The organism is Desulfoconvexum algidum (assembly GCF_055382125.1).
In genome coordinates, this window is the sequence record NZ_AP042394.1 from 5,403,513 (window position 1) to 5,429,666 (window position 26,154).

The 26,154-nt window shown below is 48.6% G+C and carries 21 protein-coding genes; 9 read left to right on the forward strand and 12 right to left on the reverse strand.

Annotated features, from left to right (window positions below; translation table 11 throughout):
- Positions 1 to 93: 93 nt before the first annotated feature.
- The gene (locus tag ACZ45G_RS24405) at positions 94 to 2,589 is read left to right on the forward strand and encodes a right-handed parallel beta-helix repeat-containing protein (RefSeq protein WP_464173133.1); all 2,496 of its coding nucleotides are present in this window, start codon (positions 94 to 96) and stop codon (positions 2,587 to 2,589) included.
- Positions 2,590 to 2,821: 232 nt separating this feature from the next.
- Here the strand turns inward: ACZ45G_RS24405 and hypD are convergent, their stop codons facing one another.
- The 11 genes from hypD to ACZ45G_RS24460 form a co-directional block, all read right to left on the reverse strand.
- A complete protein-coding gene (gene hypD / locus ACZ45G_RS24410; RefSeq protein ID WP_464173135.1) occupies positions 2,822 to 5,185 on the reverse strand; it encodes a trans-4-hydroxy-L-proline dehydratase in 2,364 nt (787 codons plus the stop codon).
- 1 nt (position 5,186) lies between these two features.
- A complete protein-coding gene (locus tag ACZ45G_RS24415; RefSeq protein WP_464173137.1) occupies positions 5,187 to 5,945 on the reverse strand; it encodes a glycyl-radical enzyme activating protein in 759 nt (252 codons plus the stop codon).
- 5 nt (positions 5,946 to 5,950) lie between these two features.
- Entirely contained in the window at positions 5,951 to 6,712 is a 762-nt protein-coding gene (locus ACZ45G_RS24420; RefSeq protein WP_464173138.1) for a FadR/GntR family transcriptional regulator, read from the reverse strand.
- A gap of 126 nt (positions 6,713 to 6,838) precedes the next feature.
- Complete coding sequence (locus ACZ45G_RS24425; protein ID WP_464173139.1) at positions 6,839 to 7,582, reverse strand: MBL fold metallo-hydrolase; 744 nt, start codon at positions 7,580 to 7,582, stop codon at positions 6,839 to 6,841.
- A 24-nt stretch (positions 7,583 to 7,606) separates the two neighbouring features.
- The gene (locus ACZ45G_RS24430) at positions 7,607 to 8,302 is read right to left on the reverse strand and encodes a 4Fe-4S double cluster binding domain-containing protein (protein WP_464173141.1); all 696 of its coding nucleotides are present in this window, start codon (positions 8,300 to 8,302) and stop codon (positions 7,607 to 7,609) included.
- Between the two features lie 8 nt (positions 8,303 to 8,310).
- A complete protein-coding gene (locus tag ACZ45G_RS24435) occupies positions 8,311 to 8,514 on the reverse strand; it encodes a 2-hydroxymuconate tautomerase family protein (RefSeq protein WP_464173142.1) in 204 nt (67 codons plus the stop codon).
- Between the two features lie 56 nt (positions 8,515 to 8,570).
- Positions 8,571 to 9,611 carry an ABC transporter ATP-binding protein gene (locus ACZ45G_RS24440; protein WP_464173144.1) on the reverse strand — a complete coding sequence of 347 codons (1,041 nt, stop codon included), beginning with the start codon at positions 9,609 to 9,611 and terminating at the stop codon, positions 8,571 to 8,573.
- A 25-nt stretch (positions 9,612 to 9,636) separates the two neighbouring features.
- Positions 9,637 to 10,596 carry an ABC transporter ATP-binding protein gene (locus tag ACZ45G_RS24445; RefSeq protein ID WP_464173145.1) on the reverse strand — a complete coding sequence of 320 codons (960 nt, stop codon included), beginning with the start codon at positions 10,594 to 10,596 and terminating at the stop codon, positions 9,637 to 9,639.
- A gap of 9 nt (positions 10,597 to 10,605) precedes the next feature.
- A complete protein-coding gene (locus tag ACZ45G_RS24450; RefSeq protein WP_464173146.1) occupies positions 10,606 to 11,523 on the reverse strand; it encodes an ABC transporter permease in 918 nt (305 codons plus the stop codon).
- Positions 11,520 to 12,506 (reverse strand): ABC transporter permease, encoded by a 987-nt coding sequence (locus ACZ45G_RS24455; RefSeq protein WP_464173147.1) that lies wholly within the window; start codon positions 12,504 to 12,506, stop codon positions 11,520 to 11,522. The genes ACZ45G_RS24450 and ACZ45G_RS24455 overlap by 4 nt, the downstream gene beginning before the upstream one ends.
- 100 nt (positions 12,507 to 12,606) lie before the next feature.
- Complete coding sequence (locus ACZ45G_RS24460; protein WP_464173148.1) at positions 12,607 to 14,157, reverse strand: ABC transporter substrate-binding protein; 1,551 nt, start codon at positions 14,155 to 14,157, stop codon at positions 12,607 to 12,609.
- A gap of 327 nt (positions 14,158 to 14,484) precedes the next feature.
- Between ACZ45G_RS24460 and ACZ45G_RS24465 the strand changes: the two genes are divergently transcribed.
- The 5 genes from ACZ45G_RS24465 to ACZ45G_RS24485 all read left to right on the forward strand — a co-directional run bounded on the left by ACZ45G_RS24465 (position 14,485) and on the right by ACZ45G_RS24485 (position 20,051).
- Positions 14,485 to 16,080, forward strand: coding sequence for an ABC transporter substrate-binding protein (locus ACZ45G_RS24465; RefSeq protein WP_464173149.1), 1,596 nt, complete (start codon positions 14,485 to 14,487; stop codon positions 16,078 to 16,080).
- Between the two features lie 86 nt (positions 16,081 to 16,166).
- Complete coding sequence (locus ACZ45G_RS24470) at positions 16,167 to 17,177, forward strand: ABC transporter permease subunit (protein ID WP_464173150.1); 1,011 nt, start codon at positions 16,167 to 16,169, stop codon at positions 17,175 to 17,177.
- 7 nt (positions 17,178 to 17,184) lie between these two features.
- Positions 17,185 to 18,087, forward strand: coding sequence for a dipeptide ABC transporter permease DppC (dppC, locus tag ACZ45G_RS24475; RefSeq protein ID WP_464173152.1), 903 nt, complete (start codon positions 17,185 to 17,187; stop codon positions 18,085 to 18,087).
- 22 nt (positions 18,088 to 18,109) lie between these two features.
- On the forward strand, positions 18,110 to 19,081 hold the full coding sequence (locus ACZ45G_RS24480) for an ABC transporter ATP-binding protein (protein ID WP_464173153.1): 972 nt from the start codon (positions 18,110 to 18,112) through the stop codon (positions 19,079 to 19,081).
- Positions 19,074 to 20,051, forward strand: a complete 978-nt coding sequence (locus tag ACZ45G_RS24485) for a dipeptide ABC transporter ATP-binding protein (RefSeq protein ID WP_464173154.1) — start codon at positions 19,074 to 19,076, stop codon at positions 20,049 to 20,051. Before ACZ45G_RS24480 ends, ACZ45G_RS24485 begins: the two co-directional genes overlap by 8 nt.
- A 20-nt stretch (positions 20,052 to 20,071) precedes the next feature.
- Here ACZ45G_RS24485 and ACZ45G_RS24490 read toward each other — a convergent pair whose 3' ends face one another.
- Entirely contained in the window at positions 20,072 to 20,560 is a 489-nt protein-coding gene (locus tag ACZ45G_RS24490) for a 2-thiouracil desulfurase family protein (RefSeq protein WP_464173155.1), read from the reverse strand.
- 295 nt (positions 20,561 to 20,855) lie between these two features.
- Here ACZ45G_RS24490 and ACZ45G_RS24495 point away from each other — a divergent pair, with 295 nt between their 5' ends.
- The 3 genes from ACZ45G_RS24495 (at position 20,856) to ptsP (ending at position 26,120) form a co-directional block, all read left to right on the forward strand.
- On the forward strand, positions 20,856 to 22,670 hold the full coding sequence (locus ACZ45G_RS24495; RefSeq protein ID WP_464173157.1) for an acyl-CoA dehydrogenase: 1,815 nt from the start codon (positions 20,856 to 20,858) through the stop codon (positions 22,668 to 22,670).
- A gap of 206 nt (positions 22,671 to 22,876) precedes the next feature.
- Positions 22,877 to 23,818, forward strand: coding sequence for a carbon-nitrogen hydrolase family protein (locus tag ACZ45G_RS24500; RefSeq protein ID WP_464173159.1), 942 nt, complete (start codon positions 22,877 to 22,879; stop codon positions 23,816 to 23,818).
- A 49-nt stretch (positions 23,819 to 23,867) separates the two neighbouring features.
- A complete protein-coding gene (ptsP, locus tag ACZ45G_RS24505; RefSeq protein WP_464173160.1) occupies positions 23,868 to 26,120 on the forward strand; it encodes a phosphoenolpyruvate--protein phosphotransferase in 2,253 nt (750 codons plus the stop codon).
- The last annotated feature ends 34 nt before the right edge of the window (positions 26,121 to 26,154 follow it).

The following is a 26,154-nucleotide window of genomic DNA, read 5'->3' on the forward strand; positions in this document are numbered from 1 at the left end:
CACATAATTGTATATTACCTTATATCCCAATTGAAATCACACAAGAGAAGGAAGGTTTAAATGAAAATACAAAGTTTAAAAGGAAAATAGCCAATGAATACCGCGAAAAAAGCAATAATTATTTTTATAATGGCGGCAGTTATCGCACCGCTGTCATGGGCATCAGGTCCCTTCCCGAAAGTAAAATTGCGAAGACAACAGCTCACGAAAATCAACCCTTCCGTCGTCTATGTGGATCAAAACAATCGAGCCCATTCTCCGGACGGCTCATCCTGGTCCACAGCCTATCCCTCACTTTCACAAGCCCTGGCCGGTGATTACACCCATAAAAAAGAGATATGGGTGGCCAAAGGAACATACTATCCCACGATGGATGCAGACAGAGATGCCAGCTTTCTTCTGATCCCGGGCATCAGTCTTTTCGGCGGTTTTCAGGGAAAGGAGGTTCTGCGTTCCCAGCGGGATTGGACCCGGAACATAACGGTTCTGTCCGGGGAAATCGGAGATCCGTCTCTGATGGCCGACAATACCTTACATGTGGTAACAGGATCCGATGGGGCCATCATTGACGGCTTCACCATTCGGGACGGATATGCTGTTTTGGGTGTAGGAGAGACAGATGACAGCGGCAGTCTGGTGGCGATCCCGGAAAAAACGGGAAATATGAAGGTTCCGGGCATTGTTACCAACAGCAGGTCATCGTCCGGCGGCGGATTGTTAAATATCCATGCCGGCACCCTCACCCGCAATTGTTGTTTCCGCAACAATCACGCTGGGAAAGGTGGGGCTGTATATAATATGGTCACCCGGTCCTGGGATCCGGACCGCCCGGAAAACACCATCGGCGGGGAGACCCCGGTGTTTGAGAACTGTATATTTGAAGATAACCATGCAAGCAACCGGGGCGGGGCAGTAACCAATGATTTTTTCACGGCTTCAACCTTTATGAACTGCGTTTTTTCAAACAATTCCTGTGAGGTCAAAGGGGGTGCGCTGTATGCGGATATGGGCAGCCCGGTTTATCTGATGAATGTACTTTTCTGTCACAACGAAGCCGAACGCGGGGCTGCTCTCGTGGCGGATGGTTCCTCCTCCCACCGGATGGTGTACACCACATTCATCGGCAACATGGCCTATGACATCGGGGCCGCCCTCTACCAGGGAACCTATAAGGATGTCCAGACCGACGGAAAACCGTTCAGGGGAAATGAGATTCATCTCTACCGGTCTATTCTTATCTCCAATATCAGTATGTTTTCAGCCTCTTCCATCAGCAACTGGCATGATTCCAAGGCAACCTTTGATTTCGATTCCATTGTGGAAACCCTGGACGGCACCCTGAAAATATCCGAATACCTGGATGAAAAAAATTATTATTCCAAATCCAAGGATGCCGGCTTCCACCCGGCCCGAAAAATAGACATGGCATACTGGACAGATATTTTTGACAAGGACAAAAACCGTACTTATACCGGCTATTCTTATGATACAACGACTTTAACCGGCACTTCCGGAGGCAGCGTCATCTATGTGGATGATGACGCCTCCGGGGGGGGGGACGGAGCCTCCTGGGAAACCGCATGTGCCGACCTGAACCAGGCGTTAGAGCAGGCCGTTTCAGGTGATCGGATCTGGGTGGCCCGGGGCAAATATCTGCCCACATCCGAACAAGACCGGACGGCAGCCTTTGTCATGAAAAAGGGGGTATCGATCCTGGGCGGATTTAACGGCACCGAAACCCAACTTGAACAGCGGGATATTAAAAACAATATCACCCTATTGTCCGGGGACATCGGAAGGCTAAATGACGACACCGACAATTCATATCACGTGGTTTTCGGTGCATCCGACAGTCTTCTGGACGGATTTGTCATCCAGGACGGCCGGGCTGACGGCGACTTTCACAACAGCAGGGGCGGCGGGATGCTCTGCGACAACCACGCATCCCCCAGGATTTTAAACTGCACCTTTGAAAAGAACAAGGCCGGAGAAGGCGGAGCCATTGCCTGTACCAACTATTCCGCACCCACAATTGAAAACTGCACTATCTCCGGAAATACAGCCCGGTCCGGCGGTGCACTCCTTTTCAGGACAGGGCCGGACCATTCAGGCCTGGGCGCAAAACTCACCGCTGTTGACCTGGTTGATAATACTGCCCAGGACAGGGGCGGGGCCGTTTATATCGACTACGGGGCATGGCCGGACTTCTTTAAATGTACCCTGGCCGGGAATACTGTCATCGGCAACGGCGGCGGCGTGTATGTGGACAACAATGCTTCCCCGCTTTTCCCCATCGAAACCAGATTCGATACCTGTCTTTTGAAAGGCAACACAGCAGCACTCCGAGGTGGTGCTTTTGCTGTGTATGAGGGAACACTTTTTCTAAATGGCACCATTGTTACCGATAATACGGCCAGATCAGGAGGCGGGGGCATTGCCCTTGATTATATGGGCCGCGTGGTCAACGAGAAAGACGCCTCCTCTGTCACGGTAAACACCAGTACGTCCGGCAACTGCGATATTGACGACTTGACACAGGGCCTGACTCTGGATTTAAGCCAGGTGACTGCCCTGACCAGGAGAAATTAACCTCTTTTCTGATTTACCCACGATGGCATCTCTTCTTCAGGTGAGAGCCATCACACCACCACCACCCACCACCACCCATCACCTATTGTCATAACCCACCTTCCGGCGGCAGTTCTGAAGACTGCCGCCGGTTCTTCCTCCCCCGGATAGCCAAAAACAGGTTTGAGCGGTCACAGTAAAAAGATCCTTTTTTCATTGACCTGATTAAAATACCACCCGGCCTAAAAAAAATTCATGGGTTACATTCATGGGCTGTTCTAAGAATGATCTCCTCCTGAAGGGCCGGGGTGAGATCCACAAAATAATCTGAATACCCTGCCACCCGCACAATAAGATCCCGGTAATTTTCCGGATGCTTCTGGGCCTTTTGCAATGTTTCCTTATCCACCACATTAAATTGGATATGATGACCGTCCATTTTAAAATAGGAACGGATCAACTGCACCAGGGAGGTGATGCCCTTCTCGCTCTCCAAGAAGCCTGGCAGAAATTTCTGATTGAGCAGGGTGCCGCCGGTTTTTAAATGGTCAATTTTTGCAGCGGATTTCAACACAGCCGTGGGACCGCAATGATCTGCTCCCTGGACAGGAGAAATTCCTTCGGAAAAAGGGATGAAAGCTTTGCGCCCATCAGGCAAAGCCCCGGTAATTTCCCCGAAATACACATGGCAGGTGGTGGGTAAAAGATTGATGCGATACACCCCTCCCCTGGCATTGGGTTTTCCTGTGACAGCCCCGTGGTATGCGTCAAAAACCTCGGTGAGGACCTGGTCGGCATAGTCATCGTCATTACCGTACTTGGGTGCCTTAAGAAGTGCGTGCCGGACCCGATCATCTCCCGCAAAGTTATTCACCAAAGCGGCCAAAAGGGTTTCCATAGAGAATCGCTTTTGATCATAAACCGTGGTTTTAACAGCGGACAGGCAATCGGTGATGGTTCCCATGCCCACTCCCTGGATATAGGAGGTATTATACCGTGCCCCTCCCTGGTTGTAGTCCCGGCCATTTTGGATACAGTCCTCGGTCACAAGGGACAACAGGGGAACCGGCATGTAGCGGCCATTTATCTGCTCGATCACATTGGAACCACGGATTTTGATTTTGGCGAAATGGGCCAGTTGTCGGGAATAGGCGCAAAAAAGCTGGTCATAGGTCTCAAAGGTCACAGGATCACCGGTGTGAAGACCGATCTGCTTTTGGGTCCTTGGGTCCCACCCGTTGTGCAGGGTAATTTCCAGAATTTTGGGCAGGTTAAAATACCCGGTCAGGATGTAGGCTTCCCTGCCGAATGCGCCGGCTTCCACACACCCAGAAGCCCCGGCTTTTCTGGCATCTTCCATGGATTTGCCCTGGAGGAGCATCTCCTGGACAATGGCGTCGGTGTTAAAAATCGAAGGTTGGCCAAAGCCGGTGGCAATGATTTTTAATGCCCGTTTCACAAACCGGTCCGGATTTTTCCGGGAGACCTGGACCATGGAACTTGGCTGGAGCAGACGCATCTTCTCAATAACATCCAGAATCAAATAGGTCAGTTCATTTACCCCATCCTTGTTGGCCGGGGTCACCCCTCCCAGGTTAATGAGGCAAAAGTCAACATAGGTATTGCTCTCCTTTGCCGTCACCCCCACCTTGGGCGGTGCCGGATGATTGTTAAATTTTATCCAGAAACAACAAAGTAGCTCCCTGGCCGCTTCCCGGGTCAGACGACCCTGTTCAATATCTGCTTTGTAAAAGGGATAAAGGTTCTGGTCCAGACGCCCCGGGTTATAGGCGTCCCAGGGATTTAGTTCGGTTATCACCCCCACATGGACAAACCAATAATACTGGAGGGCCTCGTGGAAAGTTTTTGGCTGATGTTCGGGCACCCGTCGGCAGATCGTTGACATGTCCACCAACTCCCGGCGTCTTTTCGGGTCGGTTTCTTTTTGGGCCAATTCCTCCAGGACATCGGCATGGCGGTTGGCAAAGGCGATCAAGGCATCTGCTGCAATATCAAGAGCCGTCAACACCTCCTGCTGATCAAGGGCCGTGGTATCTGTAAAAAAGTCCAGAGCATCCATGGCCGCCTGAATCCGGACTTTCAGGTCACTGAACCCATTGGTATAGATCAAATCACCCCCGGCGGTATGGCCCGGCGACCTCTGCTCCTGAAATTCTGTAAAGACACCGGCTTCAAAGGAGTTCTTCCAGGGATCTTCCATGGCGGCAAAGATCTTTTCCCGAATGGTTTTTCCCTTCCAAAAGGGAATAATCGTCTGCTCATACACCTGTTTTGTTTCTTTTGAGACACCATAGGCCACACTATCCCGGGAATCCAGGATTTCAAGATCCCCAAGGGAATGAAGGCAGACTTCCGGATAGGTGGGCACCGCCTTGGGTTCTGGTCCACGTTCTCCTACAATCAGCTCATTTTCATCGATGAAAATGCGCTTGTGGGCAAGAAGATGGGCAAGGCACAGGGCCCGTTGAACCGGGACTGAATCACCCGGGCTCACCTTTGTTTTATAAAACCGGGTCACAAGCGCTGCCCGTTCATGGGAAATGGTGACGGGTCGATCCATACTTTTTTTTCTCAGTTGTTCTACCCTTAAATTCATTTCATCCTCCGATGGTCGTATTAAACCCCTTGACCTCAAACATCTGCTGCACTTCTTCCACGCGCTCTTTTGTGGGCGGGCAAATATGGTTTAATTTGTTTTTTATTTTCAACCGCTCATATTTGCCCTCACCACTAGTGTGAAAGGGCAGAATATGAATATCCCGGTAGGGGGTCTGACTCCTTAAAAATTCAATCATTTGGCGAATATTGTCCCGGGTATCTGTCCTTGTGGGAATCAGGGGAAACCTCAGTTTCAAGGGTACCCTGGAATGGGCGAGTTTTCTAAGGTTTTCAAGTATTTGTCCCACGGGCTTTCCTGTAAAGGCCTGGTGGTCCTGATCTGCTATAATTTTGATATCAAAAAGCACTAGATCCGCTGCGGTTGATGCCGCTTTGAGAATATTGAAAGGCGCAAACCCGCAGGTATCCAGACAGGTGTGGATCTCTTGTTCCCTGCAGGCCGAAAGTAAGGCAAGGAGCAATTCTGGTTGGGCCAGGGGCTCGCCCCCGGAAAAGGTGACACCCCCGCCGGATTCATCGTAAAAGATCCGATCTCGTTCAATTTCCCGGACCAGGGATTCCACAAGCTCCCCAATGTTTTTTACCTCTGAAACCTTCCCCATGGCCTGGCTTTCCGGGTTGTGGCACCATTGGCAGGACAGGGGACACCCCTGGAAAAACAGGGTGGTCCGGATCCCGGGTCCGTCGTGGAGGGAATACCGCTGGATCTTAAAAATAGAGGGGGTAATATTTACCATTGCCGTTATGCTTCCTTATTCCCAGGCAATCTTTTGTCGGGTATCTTTTGGGCGTATTGATGCTCGGCCATGAGTTCACTGAACCGTGCCACATGGTGTTGGGCGATGATTCTGGCCTCTCCTTCATCCTGTCGTTCCACCGCCGCCATAATCTTGCACAAATCCTGGTAATCTTCATCAAGCAGTTCCCGGCTAAAGGGCAAATATTGGTGAAAATAGGTATGGATATTCTCATGAATGGTGGTTAAATTGGCCTGGAGAAGAGGGTTTTGCCCGATCCTGGCCAGTTCCTGGTGAAAATTTGCATCCAGACGATGGAAGTCCTCCCACCCTGGGGGATCTGTGTTGATGAGGATTTGGATTTTGGCCAGGATATCCTTTAACCCTCGGATATCTTCAAGATTGGCAAGCCTGGCTGCCTGTTGGGCCACATGCCCTTCCAACAGCTTCCTGAACTCAGCCAAATGCGGCAAAGAAACATTTCCATGGCGAATGAGCAGGGCCATACTATCGCTCATGGCTTCGGTATTGACCGCTTTGATGACGGCCCCCCCCTTTACCCCGGTTCTGATCGAGATCAACCCCTTTTGTTCCAATACCCTGAGGGCTTCCCGGATGGTGCCCCGGCTGGTATCAAAGGCATCCTTTAATTTCATCTCCGAGGGGAGGCAATCCCCCTGTTTGAGTTCTCCATCAATGATGGCTGTCTGGATTTGTTCCACCACATGCTGGTAAGATTTTTGAGTCACCATTTTTATAAACTTCAAGGCCATGGGAGTCCTTTGGGATACACGGATTAAAAGAGAACAATCTAATTGTTTAACTGTCCTACAGTTTAATCGTTTCGACTTTCCGTGTCAAGGATTCCAAAAAAAGAAAAGCTTAAGAGACGCTTACTCTTTCCAGTTTCGAAAAAAAATTTCAGGTAAATCAACAAAACCATAATGGCCTGTAAATATATAGTCCACCCCGGGTAAAGCTGCCAATCGGGTTATGGATTTTCGCTGGCGACGGGTATCCATATTAAACAGATCATTAAATTGTGTGACCTCCCCATTTTTTATCCCCATGGTGTCCCCTGTAAACAAATGGGTTCCGTTCACCAGAAAGGACATTGAACCAGGCGTATGACCCGGTGTTGAGATTCCTTTGATCTTCAGACCTGAAATATTTATGATCTGATTATCTTCAAGAAGTTCATGGGGAAGAGCCAATTTATTTTTCATGAATAAAAAACGGGATATTTGCCCGTTCACCATCGGTTCTTCCGCCTTGGGAAGAAAAATTCTGGCATTGGAAAAAAGGATGCATGCCGCGACATGATCAGGATCTGAATGGGTTAAAAATACGGCTGCTACATTTTTGGGGTCTATCTTGAGTTTTAGGAGCTCCTGCCGAACCTTCTTTGCATCATTGCCGGCGTCAAAGGCAATATAGGTATCATCGGTTTTCATGAGAAACAAATTTACATAGGAATCTTTTACCGCATAAACGCCGGCAGCAATCTCCCGGGTTTCCACGGGCGACAATTTCCTGGATTCCATATAAAGTTTTCCCAGAATCACCCCTCCTGAAAACAGGACGATGCCCAAAACAGCAGCCAATGAAATCAATCTTTTTTTCAAAATTTTATTCACTTGTTCTCCAAGCGTCCCATTGCGTTATTCTATCAGTTTTTTCAAAACCTTTAACCCATAGGGACAAACAGCAGAACAAATTCCGCAATTATGCCCCTTGTGATACTGAAAATAATGTTGCTTTTTCCATTGATCACAGGCCTTTGCCGCAAGTATGGCGTCACGGGGCACCCCTGGCACCCATGATTGACCGGTTAAAGCACTTGCAGGACAGGCATCCACACAGCGATAACAATTACCGCAAAAATTTTTCTCAACCGGGGGTCCACAGAGGAGGGTCATGTCAGTGAAAACAGTTCCCAGTCGAACCCATGAACCAAAGGGGCGGGTGATCAACTGACAATGACGGCCTATCCAGCCGATCCCGGCTCTTGTTGCGGCTGTTTTATGGGGGAAATCCCCTTTGATATGAATCGCATCTGTACGATCAGATGCCGCCAATGATAAGGATCGAAAGCCCCGGGTTCTGATAACACCCGCCAAGTCTAACGAAACCTCATTGATTTGATGATTCACCCGGGTATATTCATCTGCATATGCCCGGGTTGGACCCTTCTGAATGTCGGCCATTATCAGAGGGGCCATTGGGACAGCCCATGAAATTGCCCGGGGAAATGTTTGTCCAGTTTCATCCCTGGGGGTGTCAAAAGCCCGAAGGTCTGCTGCTCCCCATAGGGTTAACCCGTGACCGTCCATCCACTCGCTTAGCCAGTCTGTCATGACACTGCTTAGCCTTCACGCTGTCTTCGCAGGGTAATGGATTCTCCGCCAATACCCCAATTGTCCGTATCCACCTCTTCAATGACCACGACAGTTGTTGCCGGATTTTTCCCCAGCACATCGGCAAGAAGATCGGTTACCCCCCTGATAAGCGTTGCTTTTTGATCCGGTGAGGCCCCTTCCCTGGTAATTTTAATGTTCACAAACGGCACGACATCTCCTTTTCTCACTCACTTTTACATTGACAAACATCTGTTGCCCATGAAGGCTATTCCATGACACGGTTTTCCTCAACCCCATGGCAGGCCACAAAACTCCCATTGGCAAGTTTCACCAGGTTTGGCACTTCCCTGACGCATCGCTCATCGGCATAAACGCACCGACCGTGGAAAACGCATCCGGTGGGAAGATGAACCGGTGTGGGCACCTCCCCCTTAAGCTTGATATGTTTTGCTCTTTTCTCCCCCAACTTTGGAATAGCGGAAATCAGGGCCCTTGTGTACGGGTGCTGGGGTTCGGCGAACAGGTCATGGGCCGAGGCCAGTTCGCAGAGGGTGCCCAGATAAAGAACCGCCACCCGGGTGCTGATATGGCGGACCACGGAAAGATCATGGGTGATAAAAAGATAGGTAAGGTCCCGCTTTTCCATCAACTCCATGAGCAGGTTTAAAATCTGGGCCTGGATGGACACATCAAGAGCTGATACCGGCTCATCGGCCACAATAAACTGGGGATCCAGAATAAGGCCCCTGGCAATGGAGATCCGCTGGCGCTGACCGCCTGAAAACTCATGGGGATACCGGGTGATCCAGGCAGGGTCCACCCCCACCTGTTCCATGACTTGGGCTGCCTTGTCCGTGGCTTCTGCCGCCGTCATTTTAGGGTTGTGGAACCGCAGGGGTTCCTCCAGGGTCTGGCGCACGGTTTTCCTGGGGTTCAAGGAGGCGTAAGGGTCCTGGAAGATCATCTGCATCTTCTTGCGAAAGGGAAGCCATTGGTTGTGGCTTAAATTATCAATCCGCTGGCCGTCATAGAGAACCTGCCCTGAATTGGGGGGATACAATCCCATGATCACCCGGGCAAGTGTTGATTTGCCGCACCCGCTCTCCCCCACCACGCTCAGGGTCTCCCCTTTGTTAACAAAGAGAGACACATCATTCACCGCCTTAACAGTTGTCTTCTCAAGTCGGAGCTTACCGCCTTTGAATGTCAGCTGATCAAGGAGCCCGCCGGAAATATCAAAATGCTTCACCACATTATTGATGGAAACCAATGGTTTTTCCAGGTTCATTTTAAGATCTTGTTCCATGTTATTTCCCATAATCTTTCATCGGTTATTTCATATGGCAGGCTGCCATAATGCCGTTTCGTTTTTCCTCAAGCACCGGGGTTTCCCGGGTACAGATGGGTTCGCAAAGTTCACACCGGGGATTGAATGCACACCCGGGGGGGATATTGCTCAGGGTCGGCATCATGCCGGGAATCTGCCGAAGTTCTTCTCCCGGTGCCGTGGATCCGGGGATAGACCCGATGAGGCCGATGGTATAGGGATGAACCGGGTTATGGACCACCTGGTCGGTTAAGCCAAATTCAATGATCTTGCCCGCATACATGACGGCAATTTTCTCGGTCACCTGGGAGACCACTCCCAAATCATGGGTGATCAGGATCAACCCCATGTTTTCGGTTTCACAAAGCTGCTGCAAAAGATCCATTATCTCGGCCTGGATGGTCACATCCAGGGCGGTTGTGGGCTCGTCGGCAATGATAATGGCCGGATCTGACAACAGGGATATGGCAATGATGATCCGCTGGCGCATGCCGCCGGACAATTCATGGGGGTATTGATCCAGACGTTCTTCGGGGGAAGGGATCTGAACCTTTTTTAATTTTTCCAGCGCAACTATCCTGGCAGCAGATTTTGAAATTTTTTGATGGGCCCTTAGGGTCTCGATCATCTGAAATCCGATGGTAAACACCGGGTTCAATGTCATCATGGGATCTTGGAAAATCATGGAAATCCGATTCCCCCGAATTTTACGCATCTGGGAATCACTATAATCGCTGATCTTTTTTCCCTCAAAAAAAATGCTGCCCCTGGAAATAAACCCTGGTTTACTGATGAGATTGATAATGGAAAAACCGGTCACCGACTTTCCCGCCCCGCTTTCCCCCACAATTCCCAACCGCTCTCCCTTGTCCAGGGTAAAGCTGGCGCCGTCTATGGCCGTTATATCGCCGGATCTTAGCGCAAACTTCACTTCAAGATCCCGCACTTCTAAAAGATGAGACATCGTAATTTTCTATCCTTTGTAAAGTTTCGGGTTAAGTACATCCCTGAGCCAGTCACCCAAAAGGTTTATCACCAGCACAAAGAGCACCAGCCAGATTCCCGGAAAAACAGTGATCCACCAGGAACCGGAAAAGAAAAACTCTTGACCGGCCCGGATAAGGGATCCCAGGGAAGGTCTTGATACGGGCATGCCCAATCCTAGGAAAGAAAGAGCCGCCTCGCTCATGACGGCATTGGCCACCTGGATAGTGGAGATGACCATCACCGATGTCAGGGAGTTGGGCAAAATATGACGAAACATGATGCTCCATTTGGGCAGACCGATCACCCGGGCGGCTTCCACATATTCCTTGTTTTTCTCGCCAATAACCGAAGCTCTTATGGTCCGGGCAAACATGGGCCAATTGGAAAGCCCTATGATAATGGTCAGCAGGGGAACGGCCAGACGCTCAAAACTGCCCAGCCCAAACACCACCTGAAAAATGGCGCTCATGAGAATGGCCATCATCAGATAGGGGAAGGAAAACTGAATATCTGCGATGCGCATGATGATGGCATCTGTTGTTTTCCCCATATACCCGGCCATGAGGCCGAGCACCACCCCGATAAACCCCTGGATAGCGACAGCGCCAACCCCTATGATAATAGAAGTCCGCAATCCGTAGAACATTGTGGAAAGCATGTCCCGGCCCATGTTGTCCGTGCCCAGGGGAAACTGAGAAGACCCGTCTGCCATCCACATGGGCGGAATTTCAGAATCCATGAGGTCGATACTGGCCGCATCATAGGGATCCATGGGAGAAATCCAGGGGGCGGTAATTGCCAGGATAAGAAATATCGCCAGGACAACAAAGCTTGATATGGCCACCTTGTCCCGTTTAAATGAGTAAAAAAAATAGGATTCTTTAAATTGCTGTAATTTTTTCATTTTGTCCCTGTTATTCTAACGGTGGGATTGATGAATCCATAGAGGATATCCACCACCGTATTGACAAATACAAACAAAGCTGCCACCACCACCATGTAGGCGATGAGCAGCGATAGATCCGCCCGGTTCACAGCTTCTAGAAACATGAACCCCATACCCGGCCATTGGAACACCAATTCGGTTAAAAGGGTAAAGGCAAACATGATACCGATCTGGACCCCGAACACCGTTATCACAGGAAGCAAGGTATTTTTAAAGGCATGGACCAGCCAAACCCTTGAAGGAGCCAACCCCTTGGCCCAGGCATATTTGATATATTCAGTTTCCATAACTTCCATCATCTCTGACCGGATCAAACGGATAAAAAGCGGCAGCATCAGGGTGGATAAAGAGATACAGGGCAAAATCAAATGTTTAAGCCCGTCAATGGTGAGCAACCCCGTATGCCAGTATCCCATGCCGAAGAGATCCACGGTTTCCCCCCGGCCGTAGGAGGGCAGCACCTGCCAATGGACCGCAAACAGATAGATAAGCAAAATGGCCGTTAAAAAAACGGGCATGGAGACCCCCAGGGTGGAAAAACTCATGGTAAACCGGGATAGAAGCCGCCTGGGCCACAGCGCACAATAGATTCCAAGGGGAAGAGAAATCACAATGATGATCAGGGCAGTGCCGAACACCAGCTCAATGGTGGCAGGGGCATGGGCGATGATCACCTCAAGATTGGGTTTGTTGTATAAAAAAGATCTTCCCAGGTCCCCCTTGGTGACCGCATCTCTTATAAACCGGCCGTATTGGGTGAAGAAAGGATCGTTGAGACCCATTTTTTCGGCGATTTGGGCACGTTCTTGCTGGGTGACCCTTTCGCCGACCAGATCCCGGACAGGATCTCCAAATTGTTTTTTTATGGCAAATACCGCCAGACTGATGACGAGCATGACCACCACCGCCTGGAGGATTCTGCGGAAAATAAATGCAAACATGTTTTTTCTTATTTTTCCAAATTTAGGCACCCCCACCCCCGGGAGGATCTTCCTCCCCGGGGTGGGGGCAGCGTTTTAATACGGTATACTCGTGTTGCAGCTATTTGGCGACCATGTCACCGAAATAGGGGAAGTTCATCGCATTGATAATCGGTTTAACCTGAAGATTCTTTTTGGCGCCATAGGAGTGGTTCTGCCAGTGAAAGGGGACAAAGGCAGCATCATCATAGAGAATCTGTTCGATTTCCTGGAGCATGGCAGCCCGTTTTTCAAGATTGGTTTCAGACTGGGCCGCCAGGGTCAACTCGTCTACTTTAGGGTTGCAATACCCGCTGTTATAAGCGCCGTATCCGGTTTCCTTGTTCTCGCACATCATTAAAAATTCAGAGAAGTTACCGGAATCCTCTGTATCTGAATGCCAGCCAATCAACATCATGTCGGCGGCTCTGGCATCAAATTCGTTCCAGTACTGGGCCTTGGGCATGGTTTTCAGGTTCACCTTGATACCAATTTTCCCCAGCATCTGGGCAGTGGCCTCGGCAATCTTGGCATCGTTCACATATCTGTTGTTGGGGGCCATCATGGAAATTTCAAACCCCTTTTCGTAACCTGCTTCTTTCATGAGGGCCTTGGCTTTGACAAGGTCATATCTGGGTTTAAGCGCCTCTTTATAACCGGTATATCCCCTGGGACCCTGCTGGGCGGCAACTGTTGCCGTTCCTTTCATGATTTTTTTAACAATACCGACATTGTTGACGGCATAGACAATGGCCTGGCGAACCCTGACATCCTTAAGGGCTTCAACCCGGTTCTGGTTCATCTGGAAGGTAATAATACGCCCGCCGGAAATGGTGACCAGTTTCACCTTGTCATCCTTGTGAATTCTTCTGAAATCCTGGGGAGGAACAGGAGAAATAAAATCAACATCACCAGAAAGAAGTGCCGCCACCCGCGTGGCATTTTCCTTGATGGGGGCGATGATTAATTTTGAAATATTACCCGGACTTTTTGTATCCCAATAATCTTTGAACCGTTCCATCTCAAGCACAACCCCGTGCTCTCTTTTGGTGACAAAAAAAGGACCGGTACCGGATTCGTTATTCAGGGCAAAGGATTCACCGATTTTCAGAATGGCATCCTTGGGCTGTCCGTTTGCATCGGTGCCGGTATAGAACTCAGAATCCATGGCAAAGAAGTAGGTGGCCATATTGAGCAAAAGGGCATAGGGTTTTTTGGTTTTGATGTCCACGGTGTAGTCATCTACAACGGTGACCCCCTCAAAGGGTTCCAGAAGTGCTTTAAAATCCACACCCTTTCTCATCCGGTCAAAGGACCATTTTACATCCTTGGCGGTAAAGGGGTTTCCACTGTGGAATTTCACGCCCTTTCTGAGGGTAAAGCGCATGGTCAGTTCATCAAGCCGTTCCCATTTTGTTGCCAGACGAGGTTCAAAGGTCAGTTCCTGGGTCCAACGCACAAGGGGGTCAAACACCCAATGGGACAGCTGGAGCATCCCGCCGGACAACTGAACCTGGGGATCAAGGGATACCGGATCTGCAGCCAGTCCGACTGTCACTGTCTTTGCACCGGCAGAAACAGTAAAAGAAAGCACCAAAAGAAGGCTTACAGCCAACAATAATAATTTTTTCATTCCATCCTCCATACATGTATTAAAAGTGATATTGAAAGCAGACTATTTTCCACCTTTCAATATTTCATAAAAACCACCTATTTTAAATGAAAAAAATACCAAAGATAGTTGATGGGGTCAAGGGATATCTCCCTACCCCACACGAATAAAAAAACTAAAATTTTCAGTATCAAGGCCAATCTAAACGGCTAACCGCAAAAGCGGTCAGATTTTCATTTTCCCTTGACTTGTTTGGTCAGTATTAATAGTAATAATTGGTTTATCAGTTTATGGTATAATTTGTTGTGTTCTCGTTTTCTAATTAATTCTTTTCAAGAGGAGAAAAATATGAAATGGCGAAATTTTTTATCCATCGCAAGTATAGCAGTTATCTGCAGCATGCTTGCCGTATCGGTTCAGGCCAAAACCTTTGTATACTGTTCAGAAGGAAGCCCTGAAGGTTTTACGCCTGCACTGTACACATCAGGAACAACATTTGATGCATCCTCCAGACAGCTTTTTGATAAATTGGCAATGTTTAAAACAGGCGAAACAAGTATCGAACCAGGTCTTGCAACATCCTGGGATGTATCTGAAGATGGAAAAACCTATACCTTTCACTTGAGAAAGGGTGTTGATTTCCACACAACTTCCTTTTTTAAACCCACCCGTCAGTTTAATGCAGACGATGTTATTTTTTCATTCATGCGCCAGAAGGATAAAAATCACCCCTACCATAAAGTTTCAGGGGGATCATATGAATACTTCGAATCCATGGACATGGCTGCTCTCATCGCCAGCATTGAAAAAAAAGACGACTATACCGTTATCTTTCATTTAACCAGACCCGAAGCTCCTTTCATTGCCAACATCGCAATGGACCTTGGTTCCATTCATTCTGCAGAGTATGCTGACAATATGATCAAAGCCGGCACCCTGGATGATTTTGATCAAAAACCAGTTGGAACCGGCCCCTTTGTCTTTGTTTCCTATCAAAAAGATTCGACCATCCGGTACGTCGCACATGACACCTATTGGAAAGGCCGGGCAAAAATAGACAAACTTGTTTTCTCCATTACCCCCGATGCATCTGTCCGATATGCGAAGCTTAAAGCGGGTGAAGCTCATCTGATGCCATATCCGAATCCTGCAGACCTTGCAGCAATGAAAAAAGATGCAGACATCAACCTGATGGAAAAAGAAGGATTGAATGTTGGTTATCTTGCCTTTAATGTAGAAAAAAAAGAATTTCAGGATGTAAGGGTTCGCCAGGCATTGAGCATGGCCATGAATAAACAGGCCATCATGGATGCCGTTTTCCAGGGTTCCGGCAAAATTGCCAAAAACCCTATCCCCCCGACTATCTGGTCTTATAATGACGACATAAAAGATTATGAATATGATGTTGCCGCAGCAAAGAAGCTTCTTGCGGATGCGGGTTATCCCAATGGGTTTGAAACGGATATCTGGGCAATGCCTGTCCAGCGTCCCTACAACCCCAATGCAAGAAGAATGGCTGAAATTATCCAGGCAGACTGGGCAAAAGTTGGTGTTAAGGCAAAAATCATTTCCTATGAATGGGGAGAATACCTCAAACGCTCAATGGCCGGCGAACACTCAACCGTCCTATTGGGATGGACCGGTGATAATGGCGACCCAGATAACTTCCTTTCTGTTCTTCTAAGCTGTGAAGCGATTGGCTCCGGAAACAGAGCAAGATGGTGCAACGAACCCTTTAGTGATCTTCTCCGCAAGGCAAAACTGACTGCCGACCCCAAAGAGAGGACAAGACTCTACAAAGAAGCACAGGTTATTTTTAAAGAGCAGGCGCCATGGGTAACAATTGCCCATTCAGTTGTATATGAGCCCATGAGCAAGAATGTTGTTGGTTATAAAATTGATCCCTTTGGCGGACATATTTTCTACGGTGTTGATCTGAAATAGTCAGTGCCCTAAGTCCAATGATTACAGCGGTACAGCAGAGCGTTGCTGTACCGCTCCCCCATTTATATTAAAAATGTGATGCCATCATGATTCAATTTTTTTTCAGACGTTTTTCCCACATTTTCCCCGCCTTTATCGGTGTAACCCTGCTGACATTTTCCCTGATCCATTTAATTCCCGGTGATCCGGTTGAGCTTCGTGCAGGAGAGCGGGGAATAGATCCTGCAAGACATGCCGCCATGAAAGCGGAGATGGGACTGGACAAACCGCTTTATGTGCAGTATTTCAACTATATCGGCAATGTTTTAAAAGGGGATTTGGGCAAGTCCTTTGTAACAAAAAAACCCGTTCTTGAAGAATTTTTCACCCTTTTTCCCGCCACCCTTGAGCTTTCCTTGTGCGCCATGATTTTTGCGGTGATCTTCGGAATTCCCGCCGGAATTCTTGCAGGGGTCAAAAGAGGAACTGTCTTTGACCATACGGTCATGGGAGTCTCCCTGACAGGCTATTCAATGCCGATTTTCTGGTGGGGACTTTTAATGATTCTATTTTTTTCAGTTAATCTGGGATGGACACCTGTTTCAGGCCGGATATCAGCCATTCTCTGGATCGATACGGACACAGGGTTCATGCTCATAGATGCCTTACGTTCCGACGAACCAGGCGCCTTTAAATCAGCCGTAAGTCATTTGATCCTGCCCTCCATTGTTCTGGGGACCATTCCTCTGGCGGTGTTTGCCAGAATGACACGCTCCGCCATGCTGGAAGTCTTACAGGAAGATTATGTCAGAACTGCCAAGGCAAAAGGTCTGTCCCCAAGACGGGTTATATTTGTCCATGCCCTAAGAAATGCAATGATTCCTGTTATTACGGTCATTGGTCTTCAAACAGGAGTTCTTCTTGCGGGAGCCATATTGACCGAAACGATTTTTGCCTGGCCCGGAGTGGGAAAATGGATTCTTGAATCCATAAGACGGCGGGATTACCCGTCCATTCAGGGCGGGATTCTCATTATTTCCACCTTTATTATCTTTGTAAATCTAGGGGTGGATCTTCTGTATGGAGTTATCAATCCCCGTATTCGTCACAACAGTTAGGAATTTTATGATGAGTGAAACTACAATCATAACCCAAGACAATGCTGCACCGCCCCACCCGTTAAAAGAGTTCTGGAAATATTTTAGCGAGAACAAGGGCGCGGTGATCGGGTTATATTTTATTATATGTGCGATTATCGTTGCCGTTTTTGCAGATTATCTTGCCCCCCACAATCCCTTTGAACAATATCGGGATGCGCTGCTCCAGCCGCCCTTCTGGATGGATGGCGGATCCAGCAAATTTATCCTCGGTACCGATGATGTGGGAAGAGATATCATGTCAAGACTAATGCATGGCGCACGCCTAAGCCTTTTTGTGGGGGTTATTGTTGTGACCCTTTCCCTTGCAATCGGCATTATCCTCGGCGTGACATCGGGATATTTTGGCGGATTGTATGAAATCACCGTCATGCGGCTCATGGATATCATTCTTGCCCTGCCCAGCCTGCTGCTGGCCCTTGCCATCGTTGCCATCCTGGGTCCCAGCCTGAAAAATGCCATCATGGCCATTGCCATTGTTGTATTGCCCCATTATGTGAGATTAACCCGGGCATCGGTAATTGCAGAAAAGAGCAAGGATTATGTGACTGCATCAAGGGTCTGTGGATCCGGTCCCTTTCGAATGATGTTTTCAGTCCTGCTTCCCAATTGCATGGCACCATTGATTGTCCAGGCAACCCTGGGGTTTTCGACCGCCATTCTAGATGCGGCAGCCCTGGGATTTCTCGGCATGGGTGCCCAGCCGCCAACCCCTGAGTGGGGGGCAATGCTTGCCAATGCCCTGCAATTTATTCAACGGGCCTGGTGGGTAGTGACCTTTCCGGGACTTGCCATTCTGCTGACAGTGCTGGCTTTTAATCTGGCAGGCGATGGTCTTCGGGATGCCCTTGATCCAAAAATGAAGCGATAACAGTACCTTTTGAGAAAAACTTATGAATCAAGTATTAGATATAAAAAACCTTTCCGTTGATTTTGATGGATTCAAGGCCGTGGTTGATGTTGATCTGTCCCTGGACCGGGGAAAAATCCTGGGAATTGTTGGGGAATCAGGGTCCGGCAAGAGTGTAACCCAACTGGCACTGATGGGATTAATCCCCTACCCCGGCATCGTTAAAGCAGATACGCTTTGTTTCAACAACCATGATCTGTTGAGCCTGTCAAAGCAAAAGAAACGAAAAATCACCGGCAAAGAGATTGCCATGATTTTCCAGGAACCCATGACAAGCCTCAACCCCTGTTTTACCGTCGAGTTCCAGTTGACCGAAGCCATCAAAATACACGAAGGCGGGTCAAGAAAACAACAACGCCAGCGGGCCATTGAATTGCTGCAGCAGGTGGGTATTCCCGCTCCAGAAGAGCGGTTAAAAAGCTTTCCCCACCAGTTGTCAGGGGGGATCAGCCAACGGGTCATGATTGCCATGGCCATTGCCTGCAACCCGACCCTCCTCATTGCAGACGAACCCACAACCGCCCTGGACGTGACCATCCAGGCACAGATCCTTGACCTGCTGATCGATCTTCAAAAAAAGAATAATATGGCATTGATCCTTATTACCCATGACATGGCGGTAATAGCTGAAACCGTTGAAGATGTGGTGGTTATGTATGCCGGCCAGGTGGTGGAAAAAAACACGGCAGATCATATTTTTACAGCCCCCAGACACCCCTACACAGATGCATTACTAAACTCTTTGCCCGAACGGAATGTTAATTCGAAAAGACTTCCCACCATCCCCGGTCTGGTCCCTGGAAAATACGACAGACCAACGGGGTGTCTTTTCCACCCCAGGTGCAAATTTGCCAAAAAAAAATGCGCAACCACGGTCCCTTCCTATACCAAAGAAGGCGATAGCGCTTTCAGGTGTCACTTTCCATTGTTAAACGGAGTTCCCCAGTATGATTGAAAAAACAATTATAACAGCTCGAAATCTTAAAAAATATTACACGGTTCAAGAGGGGATGTTTTTTAAAACTTCTACAACCTTAAAAGCTCTGGATGGTGCCTCCTTCAGCATCAAACCGGGAAAAACGTTTTCTGTGGTTGGAGAATCGGGGTGTGGAAAATCCACCCTGGCCCGGCTGATTACCATGATTGAACGACCGACATCCGGCGATTTCGAAGTAGACGGAATCAATGCGGTTACCTCGGATCCACACGCCATGAAAGCCTTGAGGTCAAAAGTCCAGATTGTGTTTCAGGATCCCTACGGCTCTCTAAATCCCAGAAAAAAAGTAGGCTCTATTTTAGAAGAACCCCTTAAAATCAATACAAAGATGACAAAGGCCCAACGGCTGGAAAAATCTTTGGCCATGATGGAAAAAGTAGGCCTCAGCAAGGAGCAATATGCACGGTATCCCCACATGTTTTCCGGGGGACAACGACAGCGAATTGCCGTTGCCAGGGCATTGATGCTCAACCCTGCCCTGGTCGTGGCGGATGAACCGGTGTCTGCCCTTGATGTCTCGGTCCAGGCCCAGGCCTTGAACCTGCTCATGGACCTCCAGGAAGAGATGAATCTTGCCTACCTGTTTATCTCCCACGATTTGAGCGTGGTGCGGCTGATTTCCGATGAGGTCATGGTGATGTATCTTGGCAGACCCGTGGAACAGGGTGATAAAAATGTTATTTTTGAGAATCCGCTCCATCCCTATACAATGGCACTGCTTGCAGCAACTCCCCATGTGGATAAAAATGCCAGAAAACACCATGTCAGACTGACAGGTGAAATCCCATCTCCTTTAAACCCGCCGCCGGGTTGCACATTTCATCAGAGGTGTACCCATATGACAGATATCTGTAAGGAAACAGCTCCGGAACTTAGATTGGTAGGAGAAAGGATGGTATCCTGCCACCATGCGGAAAAATTTTGTTAACGGATTAGAATTTATAAAAACTAAAAATTTGATTTTAACAAAAATGAAGCCGCTTCAATTTCATATTCCGAAAAAACAAGAATTCCATTCTTCCTCAATACCGCCGTTGTCACGCCCATCCCAGCAGTCAATCTGTTTTCAAAGGTGCCATCATATATAAAATCAGAGCCACAGGAAGGACTATTTGCCTTTAAAATAGCCATTTTTATCGCGTGGGTCTTGACCAGGTCAAGTGCCATGGCGGCCCCCCGGATAAACTGAGGGGTGACATCCTCTCCTGTGGATGTCCGAACCCATGCCCTGTGCGCAAGAACATCCTTCCCATCTCCATTGACAATTTCCCCGGGAGGCCGTGGGGTTTTCAGACCACCTGCCGTTTCAGGACAAAACCGGACGAACCGGCCTTGGGCTTCCCAGCATTGAAGCAGGACATGGTCCATTTTTTTTTGACGTCCGTCATAACGGACAATGTCACCCAAGAGACAGGCAGATATTAATATTTTTTCCATAAACACTGTATACAAAACTATGTCGGCTTTGTAAAAAAAATCGTTGACTATTTTAAGATTTAATGTAATGAATTTATATTCATTTTATGATTTAGGGAGAGTCAAAAGGACAATTAAATAAATTTAAAGATACAAATACCTATTTTTATTATAAATAATATATTTTTTATCATGTATTTTTTACAAAACAAAACAAGCGTTATGTTGGTTTTTTCAATGAGGGCTTATTCATTTAAACCCAAGCAAACGATAACCAGAACAATACGCAACAAAATCAACAGGAGGACAATTTAAGATGGCACAGGTAATTTCTGACCGCAGGGATATCGAATTTGTGCTGCACGAGCAGCTTGAGGCAGAAAATCTGTCAAAAATCCATGAGGATTTCGCAGATTTCAATAAAAAGACCATTGACCTGGTCATTTCAGAAGCAAGAAACTTTGCCGTCAAAGAATTACTGCCCACCAGCAAAGAAGGGGATGAACAGGGCTGCACCCTTGAAAACGGACAAGTGACCACCCCGGATTCCTTCAAACGCCTGTTTGACCTGTTCAATGAAGGCGAATGGCTGGCACCCACGGAATCCCCGGAATGGGGCGGCCAGGGAATGCCCAAAACCGTTGCCTCAGCAGCTGCTGAATATTTCAACGGGGCCAACTACCCCTTTATGATGTATCCAGGGCTAACCCAGGGAGCCGGACACCTGGTAGAACATTTCGGTACCCAGGAACAAAAAGACGTCTTTCTAAAAAATATGTATACGGGCAAATGGACCGGCACCATGCTCCTGACTGAACCTGGAGCCGGCTCCGACGTGGGTGCCCTGACCACCAAAGCTGTTCCAAATGGAGACGGCACCTACACCATCACCGGGGAAAAAATCTTTATTTCCGGTGGAGAGCATGACCTGACGGAAAATATCATCCACCCGGTTCTGGCAAGGATCGAAGGGGCACCCGAGGGCACCAAAGGAATTTCGCTTTTTCTGGTACCCAAATTCAGGGTAAAAGATGATGGCACCCTGGGTGAATTCAATGATGTCATCTGCACCGGAATTGAACATAAGATGGGAATCCACGGTAACAGCACCTGTTCCCTTTCCCTGGGTTCCAAGGGCAATTGCATCGGTACCCTTTTGGGTGAAGAAAACAAGGGCATGAAAGCCATGTTCCTGATGATGAATGACGCCAGGCTTCTGGTGGGGTTCCAGGGATTTGCCTGTGCCACCACTGCCTATATGTACGCCCTGGACTATGCCAGGAACAGAATTCAGGGCAAGGATCTTACCCAGTTCATGAACCCCGATGCAAAGTCCGTTTCCATCTTGCGTCATCCCGATGTCCGGCGTCAACTCATGATGATGAAGGTCAATGTGGAAGGCATCAGGTCCCTTCTCTATTTTTCCATGTATTGTTTAGACATGGCAAAGGTGGCAGAAACCCAGGAGGAAAGAGATACATACAAGGGAATCGTTGAAGTGTTGACACCCATTGCCAAGGGCTACGTCACGGACCGGGCTTTTGAGGTCTGCAGCCATGGCATGCAGGTATATGGCGGCTATGGTTTCATCGAAGAATATCCCATGGCACAGCTTCTTCGGGACTGCCGGATCACCATGATTTACGAAGGAACCAACGGTATCCAGGCCATGGATCTGCTGGGCCGAAAACTGGGCATGAACAAGGGTAAACCCATCATGGATCTCTTTGGCAAAATGCAGAAAACAGTGGCCGATGCCAAGGAAATCCCCGAACTGGCAGAACCAGCAGCCAAGGTGGAAGAGGCAATGAACAAGCTGGCGGAGGTGGCCATTCACATGGGCCAGACCGCCATGTCTGAAAAGGCCCTTGCAGCCTTTGCCAATGCCCTTCCCTTCCAGGATGCCACAGGGGATACCACCATGGCATGGATGCTGCTCTGGAGAGCCACTGTGGCTGCCCAGAAACTTGCAAAAGCCAAGAAGAAAGACATCCCCTTTTACCAGGGCATTATCAAATCTCTCCAATTTTATGTGGAGACCCAATTGCCCATCACCTTGGGCCGGTTTGCAGCTTTAATGAACACAAGTTCAGTGGCGGTTGACATTGAGGATACCATGTTCCCCAGCTAAACATTAGAAAAATAAATTAAAGAATCAGCTTCTTTTTTTTTGGGCTGTCGGCAGTTTTCTTGCCGACAGCCTTTTTTATTATTCGGCCTGACCTTGCCTAAAAATTACCGCCCCCATGGGGCCGACCCGCAAAAAACAATAAATTACCATTGAATATCTGTCTGTTTATGGTTACATTCTGATTTTTAAAACAAATTGGAGAAACCATGGATATTGTCACCGCTGCTGTTGTTCAGGCCACCCCTGTCCTGTTTGATCTTGCAAAAACAATTAAAAAAGCCTGCGACCTGATCAGAGCCTCAGCCAAAGCCGATCTGATCTTGCTGCCAGAGGCCTTTATCCCGGCCTACCCCAGAGGTTTTGGATTCGGCATGAAGGTGGGCAGTCGAAATGATGCAGGACGTGACCTGTGGAAAACCTATTCTGACAATGCCATTGTCGTCCCCGGTCCGGATGTGGATACGCTTGGAAAGGCAGCCAAGGATGCCAAGGCCCATGTGTGTATCGGTGTGATTGAACGAGACGGGAATCTGGATACCGGCACCCTTTATTGCTCCATGCTCTATTTCGGACCCGACGGCCGGTTTCTCGGCAAGCACAGAAAACTTAAACCCACCGCTTCCGAACGCCTCATATGGGGAGAAGGTGACGGCAGCACCCTGCCGGTATTTAGCACCCCCCTAGGTAAAATTGGCGGCCTGATCTGCTGGGAAAATTATATGCCCATGGCCCGCATGGCCATGTATGGCCAGGGAATTGAATTTTATCTGGCCCCCACTGCAGATTCCCGGGATACCTGGCAGTCCACACTGCAGCATATTGCCCTTGAAGGTCGATGTTTTGTATTGGGGTGCAATCAATATGTAGAAAAAAAAGACTATCCCCCCCACCTGGCAACCATTGAAGAGATTGAGGACCAGCCCGATACCATGTGCCGGGGAGGCAGCGTGATCATCTCCCCCATGGGGGAAATCCTGGCCGGTCCTCTGTTCGGGAGGGAGGGTATTTTATATGCCGACCTGAACAGGGACGATCTTACAAAGGCAAAACTTGATTTTGATGTAATTGGCCATTATGCCAGACCCGATGTTTTTAATTTGACCGTCAATACCGCACCCCGGCCGTCGGTTCAATTTAAAAACCAATAATCCCAGTGAAAGCTGCCCAATATCAATGGAATAAACCGGATCACACACAATGAATATTAGAGAACCAGACCATTTAAACCTGTTATGCGACATGGGGGAGCTGACCGCCATTGTCACAAAAAATTCGGATATCGAAACCTTCTTGACCAGTACCACCCATCTGGTTGCCCGGCACCTGAAAGCCCATGTCTGCTCCATTTACCTGTTTGAACCCATGGAAAATCGTCTGGTTCTCAAGGCCACCCAGGGCCTGAAACCAGAAGCTGTGGATACCGTTACAATGACCCCAGGGGAAGGTCTTGTGGGCCAGTGTTTTGAACGAGATGCCATCATCCGGGAAGGCAATGCACCCCAAAACCCTGGGTTTAAATACTTTGATAATGCCGGTGAAGACCCCTTTAATTCGTTCCTATGCGTACCCATACGCAGCGGTGTGGAAAAAATAGGCGTATTGGCTGTCCAGCACAGGAAACTGGACCATTTTACCCTGTTTGATGAAAGGGCCCTGAGAACCGCCATGACCCAATTGGCCGGGGCCATAGACAATGCACGGTTCCTCATGGCACTGGGGCCGGAAAAAACCCATACAGCTCAGCCGGGCCTGCCCCTCTTTATTAAAGGGGAACCCGGCGGAACCGGCTCTGCATCAGGCCGGATCCTCATGCCAAACCAGAACAGAAAAACCCTGTTATACGGACCCAATCCGTCAAACGGTCTGTTCACACGATCAGATTTTACAGCTGCCATTGACAAAACTTCCCAGGAACTAAAATCCCTCCAGAAAAGATTTGCACAACGACTGCCGGAAAGCGCTTCCCTGATTTTTACCGCCCATTTTATGATTTTAAAAGATAAAAATTTTACCGGCCGAATGGCACAACTCATTGAAGAGGGCGTTCACCCAATTGGCGCTGTAAAAAAGATTGCCCGGAAATATATTGACCTGTTTTCCGCAAGCCCCCAGGCCTATATGCGGGAAAAAGCCGTTGACGTGGAAGATTTAAGCATACGGATCCTATCCAACTTCCAGGACGCAACCACCCGAAAAAAGACAGGAAAAGGCAGTATTGCCGTTGCAACGGAGATCTATCCATCGGACATTCTCAAACTTGTGGCCGACGGTATTAAAGGGATCATCCTTGTGGGAGGTGGGGCCACCTCCCATGTGACCATTCTGTCCAGGTCCCTTCAGATACCCCTGATCATTGCCGATGATCCGCGATTACTGAACCTTCCATTGGAAACGATTCTACTGCTGGATGCTGCCCAGGGCAATATTTATTTAAACCCGGACAGGGAAACACTTGAGCTGTTTAAAACCAAACACCAGGTAGAAAAACAGGTCAAAACCCAGGCCATGGAAAGCCAAACCTTCAGCCGGGACAAACAACAGATAACCTTGCTGGCAAACATAAACCTGCTCAGCGAAATCAGCCTGGCAAAAAAGCTCAAAGCAGAAGGGGTAGGTCTCTACCGAACGGAATTTCCCTTTTTAATCCGTACTGGTTTTCCTTCTGAAGCCGAGCAGTTTATGATCTACAAACAATTATTTGACCAGATGGAAGGTGGCCTTACAACGGTAAGAACCCTGGATGCCGGCGGAGAAAAAACCCTGTCCTATTCCGGGTATAAAAAGGAAGCAAACCCGGAGCTTGGGCTTCGGTCCATTCGGTTTTCACTCAAGCACAAGGAAGTTTTTCAAACCCAGATACGGGCAATTTTACGGGCCGCCCACGGGAAAGAAAATATTCGCCTCATGTTTCCCTTGATTTCCTCCATTGATGAATTCCTGGAATCCAGACAAATTGTGTCAGATTGCGCCCTGGATCTTGAACAAGAAGGGATCGACCACAATGACAGCCTTTCCGTGGGCATGATGATCGAACTGCCCTCGGTCCTTTGCACCATCGATGAATTCGCAGAAATAGCCGACTTTTTTGCCATCGGCACCAATGATTTGATCCAGTATATGATGGGGGCGGACCGGGCCAACAAACTGGTGGCAGATCATTATATTCCCTATCATCCGGCAGTCAACCGCGGCATTGACACCATTGTCAAAGCAGCCAATCGCAATGGCATTGATGTATCGGTCTGCGGAGAAATGGCCCATGACCCGGATTATATCCCCTTCCTTTTGGGAGTGGGCATCCGCACCCTGAGCGTGGACCCCCAGTTTCTGCCCTCGGTTCAAAAAAACATAATGGCGCTTTCCCTGGAAGAAGCTGCCGGCTATGCAAAAAAAATGCTGGCCGCATCCCGTGTTCGGGATGCAGCCAAGCTTCTTAAAACCCGGCCCTGATCCCCTATAAACGGGCCCCTTAAAAATTACAAAC

Coding starts and splice junctions, on each gene's coding strand:
- ACZ45G_RS24405 (WP_464173133.1), top strand. CDS start 94: ATGAATACCGCGAAAAAAGCAATAATTATTTTTATAATGGCGGCAGTT.
- hypD (WP_464173135.1), bottom strand. CDS start 5,185: ATGAATTTAAGGGTAGAACAACTGAGAAAAAAAAGTATGGATCGACCC.
- ACZ45G_RS24415 (WP_464173137.1), bottom strand. CDS start 5,945: ATGGTAAATATTACCCCCTCTATTTTTAAGATCCAGCGGTATTCCCTC.
- ACZ45G_RS24430 (WP_464173141.1), bottom strand. CDS start 8,302: ATGACAGACTGGCTAAGCGAGTGGATGGACGGTCACGGGTTAACCCTA.
- ACZ45G_RS24440 (WP_464173144.1), bottom strand. CDS start 9,611: ATGGAACAAGATCTTAAAATGAACCTGGAAAAACCATTGGTTTCCATC.
- ACZ45G_RS24445 (WP_464173145.1), bottom strand. CDS start 10,596: ATGTCTCATCTTTTAGAAGTGCGGGATCTTGAAGTGAAGTTTGCGCTA.
- ACZ45G_RS24450 (WP_464173146.1), bottom strand. CDS start 11,523: ATGAAAAAATTACAGCAATTTAAAGAATCCTATTTTTTTTACTCATTT.
- ACZ45G_RS24455 (WP_464173147.1), bottom strand. CDS start 12,506: ATGTTTGCATTTATTTTCCGCAGAATCCTCCAGGCGGTGGTGGTCATG.
- ACZ45G_RS24460 (WP_464173148.1), bottom strand. CDS start 14,157: ATGAAAAAATTATTATTGTTGGCTGTAAGCCTTCTTTTGGTGCTTTCT.
- ACZ45G_RS24465 (WP_464173149.1), top strand. CDS start 14,485: ATGAAATGGCGAAATTTTTTATCCATCGCAAGTATAGCAGTTATCTGC.
- ACZ45G_RS24470 (WP_464173150.1), top strand. CDS start 16,167: ATGATTCAATTTTTTTTCAGACGTTTTTCCCACATTTTCCCCGCCTTT.
- dppC (WP_464173152.1), top strand. CDS start 17,185: ATGATGAGTGAAACTACAATCATAACCCAAGACAATGCTGCACCGCCC.
- ACZ45G_RS24480 (WP_464173153.1), top strand. CDS start 18,110: ATGAATCAAGTATTAGATATAAAAAACCTTTCCGTTGATTTTGATGGA.
- ACZ45G_RS24485 (WP_464173154.1), top strand. CDS start 19,074: ATGATTGAAAAAACAATTATAACAGCTCGAAATCTTAAAAAATATTAC.
- ACZ45G_RS24490 (WP_464173155.1), bottom strand. CDS start 20,560: ATGGAAAAAATATTAATATCTGCCTGTCTCTTGGGTGACATTGTCCGT.
- ACZ45G_RS24495 (WP_464173157.1), top strand. CDS start 20,856: ATGGCACAGGTAATTTCTGACCGCAGGGATATCGAATTTGTGCTGCAC.
- ACZ45G_RS24500 (WP_464173159.1), top strand. CDS start 22,877: ATGGATATTGTCACCGCTGCTGTTGTTCAGGCCACCCCTGTCCTGTTT.
- ptsP (WP_464173160.1), top strand. CDS start 23,868: ATGAATATTAGAGAACCAGACCATTTAAACCTGTTATGCGACATGGGG.